The sequence below is a fragment of the Muribaculum sp. genome, assembly GCF_029051885.1.
GTDB lineage: Bacteria > Bacteroidota > Bacteroidia > Bacteroidales > Muribaculaceae > Muribaculum.
The window spans coordinates 1-7991 of record NZ_JAIDKI010000141.1; the positions used below are offsets into that span (position 1 = coordinate 1).

5 protein-coding genes are annotated in these 7991 nt (G+C 46.3%); all 5 read left to right on the forward strand.

Features of this window, described 5'->3' with window-relative positions:
• On the forward strand, positions 1-4270 hold a 4270-nt coding region (locus tag K2I50_RS06085; RefSeq protein WP_301025314.1), incomplete at its 5' end, for an RHS repeat domain-containing protein.
• Positions 4271-4288: 18 nt separating this feature from the next.
• Positions 4289-4783 carry a hypothetical protein gene (locus K2I50_RS06090; protein WP_301025315.1) on the forward strand — a complete coding sequence of 165 codons (495 nt, stop codon included), beginning with the start codon at positions 4289-4291 and terminating at the stop codon, positions 4781-4783.
• A 40-nt stretch (positions 4784-4823) separates the two neighbouring features.
• A complete protein-coding gene (locus tag K2I50_RS06095; protein WP_123478323.1) occupies positions 4824-5246 on the forward strand; it encodes a hypothetical protein in 423 nt (140 codons plus the stop codon).
• Positions 5247-5418: 172 nt separating this feature from the next.
• Entirely contained in the window at positions 5419-5796 is a 378-nt protein-coding gene (locus tag K2I50_RS06100; RefSeq protein ID WP_301025316.1) for a hypothetical protein, read from the forward strand.
• Between the two features lie 240 nt (positions 5797-6036).
• Entirely contained in the window at positions 6037-7971 is a 1935-nt protein-coding gene (locus tag K2I50_RS06105) for a DUF5686 family protein (RefSeq protein WP_301025317.1), read from the forward strand.
• The last annotated feature ends 20 nt before the right edge of the window (positions 7972-7991 follow it).

A 7991-nucleotide genomic window follows, 5' to 3' on the forward strand; every position in this document is an offset into this window, starting at 1 on the left:
GGTATACGACGGAGTGGCCTATAAACGTTATTACCATGTGATGCGCCCAGCAAAGATAACCGATATAGAATATGATGACAGTAATAATTCATTTACTGCGTATACTACCTTTGACTATGTTGCAGGCACCAAAGGCATGATACGCAATAAGACCGTGACATATGGTAAAAAGTCTGACAAAACTACTTATACCTACAGTTACGAGGGAAATGCACAACTTGATAAGGCAAAGAAACAGCAGAACATCCTTATTCCTCTATCAAGAGAGTCTATGAATCTATCTTCGCCCTATTTCAACGGCGAAGTTGCTCATACCGATTATAATTATCCAACGTCGGGAGATTATTATCTGCGTCCGGACTCCATATATCACTCTGGATATGGAGGAAAGCCCGCGCAGATGGAGAAATATCGGTATGGAAAGTATTATGTACTGGAAAGCCGGCGTGCTTCAGGAACACCATGTGTCAGCTATATATCGGCTCTGAATGGTTTACGTAATATTGGTGAATATACCGGAGAATATATCGCTTCTATGGGCACCATATCAGGCGGAGATGACACTCCTGATTATCTTTCGCTTGCTACACAATTACAAGGCAGGGATTATTGTCTTTATAAATACGATTACTTCGGCAGAATCATAGAGTCGGCCAAAGTCAATGCATCAAAGAAGGGATACAAATATGATGCCGCCAACCGCCTGACCGAGGAGTATATTGATAATTCCTATTATAAGGGATATCACTATTACACAGCCTTAGGGCGCAATCCGGGCCCACTGCCGGAATATGGTTCAAATAATGAGTATAATTTCATCCACACAAACTCGTATGGCGCGGCAGGTTTTGACAATCAGGTAGATTATTATGACGGCCTCGGGCGCATGATCGAATCGGTTAAAGTAGGATTCGGCAGTGATAATGAAGACAATATCGCAATAGTTGAGAATAATCACGACGGCACCATCAACAGGGAATATCTTCCGGTGCCCGTGTCGGGGCAAAATGGAGTATATCACCCCAGACGGATTGCCGATTTCTCCATCTATGGCGACGACAAGGATTATGCATTTACCTCTTATACGTATAGCGGACGTACAGGCGAATCGCCGATAAAGGTCAATCTTCCCGGCGCGGCATGGCACGCAAGCCGGGGAAAGACGTACTCATATTCATTGGTGATGAATCCCGGGAAATATTGTGTGATTCATAATGGGGAACTTAAACTTATCTCCAATGCCTATTCATCGGGAGAACTACGCATGACCGAGACCATTGATGAGGACGGCAAGAAAACCTGTGAAATACGAAACCGCCACGGCCTCGTAGTCCGTACGATAATGTACAATGACGACGACCCGATTATGACCGATTATGTCTATGACGAAAAAGACAATCTGCGCTATGTCCTTCCACCGGCAGTAATGGCCCGTGTAATGTCGAAAGCCGACGGTTCCCTTATTGATGACACCGAACTGACTGACATGTGCTACATATATACATATGATGAGCGTAATCGTCTTGTCACTAAAAAACTGCCACACTGCAATGCAGAAACATATTACTATGATGACCAGAATCTCCTTAGGTTGTCTCAGTCGGCTGCGCAGTCTGTCAACGACAGATGGTCGTTCTATAGTTACGATGACATGTATCGTCAAGTATACAAATATACATTCCGACCGGGCCCGACTCCTTACATCAAATTGATTCAGACTTTATTGCAACAACCTGACGGTTGTCAATATGATACTTATGACCCCGCCGATTCTCATGATTTTTATGGGTATAAGCCTTGGAATAAGTTGTTTAAATTTGATATCCCCGCCAACATCAATGATGGAGAAATAGAGTGGATCAACTTCTACGACGGAGTCACTCCGGGCAATGTATTGCCCGAGCATGCCGACAGTCTTGCTTTTCAGCGGTTTGAATCTAATGGTAGTTCTGTATTATTCCGTGGAGAACTATCAGGGCGGCTTACTCGTGTTCCTGCCGACAGTACATTCATAGCCGAAGCAATCTACCATGACTCCCGAGGACGTATCATCCAAAGCGTATCGTCTAATATCCTTGGCGGCTACGACAGAACATCTATTATATATACCCCAAATGACCTTCCGCTCAAAGTGTTCGAATCCCACTCGACACCGACGGAAAGTCATCGTGATGTCTACAGCTATACATATGGTCCGTGGAGCCGCCTGATGAGTCTGTCGATGACCCATGACGACGAACCTACAAAAGAATTGTTAAGCAACACTTACGACGCCCTTGGCCGAATCGCCTCACAGACAGTTGGCGGAAATGTCACCACCGACTATACATATCATCTTCACGGAGGCATATCCACCACGTCCAATTCTCATTTCTCACAGAAACTCTATTACGAGAAAGGGCCTGACTCCTCGGCAGGATATCTCAACGGCAATATCTCGTCGTACCATTGGTCGGCCTCGGCCGACGGTACAGGCCCATCCACTCTATGGCGTAGCTATACCTACAGCTACGACGGTGCCGACCGTCTTACCTCGGCAGTCTATGAAGAGTCGGGCAGCCGTCATGACGATATCTTTGTGAATAGTCCCGACTACTCAGAGTACCGGAGCTACGACCTCAACAGCAATCTTCTGTCGCTAAAAACATATGGCCTGACCGACAGGCAGAAGCTCACCAATGGCACAAGTCTGTCGTTCGGAGTGATAAAGGACATACGGTTTGACAACGTTGGCTCGCAGATGCTTGCGGCGACTATCGCACCTACATCGTCTACAGTGTCTACGATGGACAACTCTGTAATAGGCGCACTGAAAGAGGAGACCACTTTCGGTTTCAGCTACGATGCTGCCGGCAACCTCACGAGCGACGGACTCCGCCGGCAAACTTTCGAATACGACCGTTTTGGCCATCTCAGCTATGCACTACCCGAAAGCGGTAAAAAAACCAGCAGCATTGCAAATTACACATACGATGCATCCGGGCGTCTGCATAAACGCATGATGGAGACCGAACAATTGAAAGCAGACCTCCAGTTACCGCTTCAGCCATCCTTGCCGGACTCTTTGATTACTATCACACCGGTATTTCCAAAAGACAGCATCAAGTCATTCTCCGGCACGGCGCCGGCGTCCAAGGCGGCTTCACTGCCCGGCATCCTATGGCCTCCTGTTTCTGACCGCGACTCAATGACTGCAATCCAGGCATACACCAGACAGACACCCTATGAATATTGCGGAAACTACGAATATATCCGCGGTAAGCTGTCGCGCATCAATACTCCCACAGGATACTATGAGAATGGCCGCCACTACTTCTACGTCAAGGATTATCAAGGCAACGTGCGCTGTACTGTCGCCGACAACGACAGTCTTACAAAGGCCGTCCACTATTATCCCGGAGGTTCGCTGTTTGGCGAAAGCTATGGCTATTACTTTTGGTCAGGAAACAATCTTTTCCAAGGAGGAAAGCTCGAAAAAAGCGATGCCCACACCTTCTACGACCTACAGAACCGTCACTACGACCCGATACTGCCTCATTTTATCTCAGTCGACAGCAAGTCAGAATCATACTATCCGTTCAGTTTCTACAACTATGCCCTCTGCAATCCCGTACGCTATCGCGACCCAGATGGTAACGATGCAGAGGCAAATGTGAGAGGATACACTATTATAATCACAGCTGATATATACATCTATAATAGTGAATATATTCATAAAAAGTCTGCCACACAGGATTTAGTTCAACTTGCATTATTATATCAGAAAGCTATTGATAGCACTTGGGGACAACAAACACAATACGAATATAATGGTGTAACATATAATATTGTATGGAACATAAATGTGAAAATCAAAAAAATTAATCAGATTCTACAACAAGATGGAACAAGTAATTTTTTATTTGTAATGCATAAAAATATTGACCCTAACAAATATCCATCAGAAGTTACATCTTGCTGGAAGGGTAAAATATCCTCAAAAAGAATTCATGAGATATCTCATGAATTAGGACACATGTTGGGCCTTAGAGACCGATATAATAGTAAAACAAAAAAATCATATAATGGATGGGAAAATAATATTATGGGATCTGAGAACGGTATTATAGACTCTCGCAATCTATCTGGAATTATTGATCCCATTTTAGAAAATTATCACGGAACTGAGATGCAAAAGAATGCCTTAAAGCATACTTGGTTAAATAAACTAAGAATATGGGATTATAATCATAGAATTGATTCTCATAACAGAGAGGAAAATCCTTATTAATCAATAAAAAAGGAATTTATGCGAAACAAAATTATAAATAGACTGTATGTGCTGAGTGTTTTAGGCGCGTTGTTCTGGAGTTGTTCTTCGGAACCGGAGTATAAATATAATTTCCAGCTATATCCTCTCATGGACTGTCTGATGCATAACGGTTGGGTAGGCTTAGGAGACAGCACAGCTGAATACACTCAGGATTCAATACTTTTCCGTGGGCTTAAAGTAGAGGGTAAAAGTTTTGTGGAAGTATGCCAAATATATGGAAACCCATCGAGCTACGCATGCTATGAAACTTACTTCAGGCCTGAGATTTTTGATATTCCTGAAGTTTATCCGATTACTTATCATAAGAATCATATGTGCCTTATCAGGGCAACGTGGGATATCCCTAATGAAAATTGTGATGACATACAGATGACTGTATTTTTTGAGAACGAAAGATATGATAGCAAGGCCATCTACGGTTATCAATTCAATTATAGCAATATTCAGCCATCAATGCCTCTTGCAAAATAAGATGCAGTAACTAACACGCAGTTCTATATAAATTAAAGATATGAACAGATTCATAATACTTCTTCTATTGGTGCTTGCCATCGGATGCAGACCAAGATATAATGAAAATCCGCCCCTTTCACCACTTGAAATATACAAAAATATGAATGACTGGGTAGAGCTTGACAGTACGCCCTATCCGAAGATAACATTTTTAAGTATCGGCGCTGACACTCTTAATTATACAAAGGCGGTAAGAAAGTATGGAGTCCCGGTATATGAGTTTTTTGATACGGTAATCCACGGTAACAATATCAAGACCGACCTTCCCGACTACGACCTTTATCCTATCACCCTGGAGCGGGATACCGTCTACGTGCGTCGGTGTTGGTGGTTTCTGTCATATCGCAGGATGGAGTATCTATATCTTGTGTTTGAGGAACATACCGACAGCCTTCCTGCTATCTACGGCTACATATATTAGAAATAAGTAACCGGTCGGAATTATTTTAATGTATATGCGAAACAAAATTTTAAATAGACTGTATGTGCTGAGTGTTTTAGCCGCATTGTTCTGTAGCTGCTCTTCGCAGCCGGAGTATAAACCGAATTCACAGCTTTATCCTCTCATGGACTGTCTAATGCATACAGGCTGGATGGGATTAGGAGACAGCACAGCTGAATACACTCAGGATTCAATACTCTTCCGCGGGCTTAAAGTAGAGGGAAAAAGTTTTGAGGAGGTACGCCAAATCTATGGGGCGCCGTTGAGTATTCACCGCTATGAAACTTTCTTCAGGCCTGAGATTTTTGATATGCCTGAGGTATATCCGATTACTTATCATAAGGGTCATATGTGCCTTATCAGGGCAACGTGGGATATCCCTAATGAAAATTGTGATGACATCCGGATGACCGTGTATTTTGAGGATGAAGGGTATGATAGCAAGGCCATCTATGGCTATCAATTCAATTATAGTAATATTCTGCCACCGAGGCATCTTGCAAAATCAGATACAATAACCAACAAGTAATATTAAAGGCAGGAATCGATTGATTATAAATGTCACTTGAAAATGCCATCTAATTAACCGAGAACGATGAACCGGAATTGCATAAATAATAAGTAGCTTGTTTAATAATAAATGTTACCGTCAGGGCGGAAATATGCCGGCGAATGAAATTTTCCGAAATATTAAAAACGCATAAAATACGTTGCCATGGCATGAATTATGGCGGAATGTAAGTACCTTTGCAGGTTGATTCACTCATAAATGACATTCTTACGCCACTCTATCACCCCGCTCCTCCGCATAATCGCCATAATGCTCCTTGCCGCCACCGGGAGCGGCATCGTCATTGCCGACAATGTAGAGGTGAAAGGTGTGGTGTTCGACAGCCAGAGCCGCGAGCCCGTGCCATATGCCGCTGTGGCGCTGACTACTACCCCCGGGGGCACCCTCACCGACGACCGAGGCCAATTCTCTCTCCGCTCGTATTCGCTCGCCGACAGCATAAGAGTAAGCGTGATGGGCTACTCGACCGCAACCATCCCGATTAACCGCAACAACCGCCGCCAAATTATCGTCGAACTCGACCCGACAGGTGTGCAGCTGGCTGAAGTAGTGGTAAAACCCAAGAAAGAGAAATACCGCAAGAAAGGCAATCCCGCCGTGGCATTTATGGAGAGGATAAGAGCCGCACGCGACATCACCGACCCTCGTCGCAACGACTACTACAACTTCGACAAGTACGAGCGCATGTCGATAGCCGTCAACAACTACACTCCCGACACCACCTCGTGGCTCGACCGTAAATTCGCATTCCTCCGCGACCATATCGACACCTCAATCGTATCGGGCAAACCGATACTCAACATAGCCATGCGCGAAAAGGCCGCGACCGTCAACTACCGACACAGCGACGACCGCGAGCGCGAACACATAAAGGGACTCCACCATGAAGGCCTCGACGACATTATGTCCAACCAGGAAAATGTGCGAAAAGTGCTTGAGGACGTGTTCCGCGAAATCGACATATACCGCAACGACATCACCCTGCTGCAAAACAGGTTTGTAAGTCCGCTATCGCCCATAGCCGCCGATTTCTACAAATTCTACCTCTCCGACACCGTAGCTGTGGAGGGCGACTCGTGTGTAGTACTCAGCTTTGTGCCCCATACCCCACAGACATGGGGATTTCTCGGAAAACTCTATGTGCCTAAGGCCGATTCGACAATGATGGTCAAAAAGTTGGAGCTGTATCTACCCCACAGCATCAACGTCAACTTTGTCGATGCCATGACACTCACCCAGACATTCGACCGCGCCCCCGACGGCTCGCGACTGAAGACATCCGACGACATGACCATGGAACTGAGCATACTCCCCGGTATGCCAAGCCTGTACGTGCGGCGCAACACTACCTACAACCGATTCAACTTCGACACCCCTGCCGACGAAAACGACGCGTTCGGACATGCCGAATACCAGATTGTGGCCGACGACGCCTACATGCAGGACAACGACTTCTGGAGCAAACACCGCAACGTGCCCCTCGACCGCTCGGAGAAATCGCTCGCCACAATGGTAGAGCGCATGCGCCGGGTGCCGCTATATTACTGGACTGAGCGCACACTCCGCCTCCTCGTAAGCGGATATGTACATACCGGCAAGCCGAGCAAATTTGACTACGGCCCCGTCAACACCTCAATCAGCTACAATACCGTGGAGGGTATACGCCTGCGCACAGGGGGCATGACCACAGCAGCACTGTCGCCACGCTGGTTTGCCCGGGGCTACGTGGCCTACGGACTGCGCGACCACAAATGGAAATACCGTGGTGAGGTCGAGTACTCATTCCACGACAAGAAACTCCACAGCCGAGAATTTCCGGTACACTCCCTGCGCTTCACATCGCTCTACGACATAGACCAGCTCGGACAGCGCTATGTATACACCAACGCCGACAACCTCTTCCTGTCGCTGAAACGCATGGAGGACACACGCCTTACATACCAGCGTCGCCAGCAGCTCGAATACACCCTCGAGTTGCGCAACAACTTCTCGCTCGTGGCCACAGCCGCATTCGAACGCCAGGAAGCCACACGCTGGATACCATTCGTCAACGGCTTCGGCCAGAGCTTCGGCCACTACAACGAGGCCATGCTCGAACTGAAGCTGCGTTATGCCCCGGGCGAAAAGTTCTAGCAGGGAAAAACCAACCGCAT